General features: G+C 48.4%; 1 protein-coding gene. It reads right to left on the reverse strand.

Features of this window, described 5'->3' with window-relative positions; genetic code table 11:
• A partial coding sequence (locus tag DW005_RS06390) for a hypothetical protein (protein WP_207658731.1) occupies positions 1-947 on the reverse strand: 947 nt, incomplete at both ends.

The raw sequence follows: 947 nt of genomic DNA on the forward strand, positions 1-947 counted from the left end.
CTTCCATCGACGGTTGCCGCCGTAAGCACAAAGCCGTTTAACACATCTCCGTGGTGCGGCGTGTATGTTTTTCCTTCCGTTTCATAAGTAATCGTTTTCTTGGTTACGCCACCTGCCGCTTCTTTTCCCTGCACGGTAACGGTTTTCAGCACTTTGTCATCGCCCTCACCCTCGTAATGAAATACAATCTTTCGTCCGACGGAATCGGTAATGGCTGCCAGATGAATGGCATCGGTGTATGTATAGGTAATAGCATTGTCATGGGCGTCTTTTTGCAGCACAACAACACCATCTTCGTTAAAATAGGTGCGAAGTCCGGTTTTATCACGAAGCAGGTAGGTACAGGAAATGCCATCCACGGTCTGCTTAAAATCCTCCAGTTTTAAATCTTCGTAAGAGTAGCCACTCAGTCCTTGGATTGCGTAAGTTTTTGCTGCCGCATCGGCATTCGTTTCAATCCCAATCACACCAGCACTTCCATAGTGAAGATACGCGGGATTTTTTCCCCAGCCCTCTTCTTCTGCCAGTGTTACGGTTTCAATCCACGGAAGGTCATAGCGCCATCCGCTGGCAATCCCGTATACGTCATGCCCTTCCCGGCTGACAATCTTCGTCCGCTGGGTTTTGGTTTCAATCGCATCCTCCCCATCCTGTTCTACATTGCGGTGAGCCTCACCCACTTCATAAGAAACTAAGAGGTCTTTTAACGCTTTTTTATGTTTGGATAACAGGGCACGGTTGACAAGGATTTTGTGCTCTTTTTTGTCCTGCGTCCGGTATTTAACCCATACCGTGTCAATTTCGAGTTTGTCTAAATATTCAACGGTTGCATGTCCGAGATTGGCTTCGTTGCTGTCATAATAGCGGTTGAGTTCCAAGTCCATCCCGCCGGTTCCTTCTAAGGAAAGGTCGGTACGGGAAAGCATGAGCCGCCCGCTTGCCGTGTC

The organism is Clostridium sp. AF36-4 (genome assembly GCF_003435975.1).
Classification (GTDB): domain Bacteria; phylum Bacillota; class Clostridia; order Lachnospirales; family Lachnospiraceae; genus Eubacterium_F.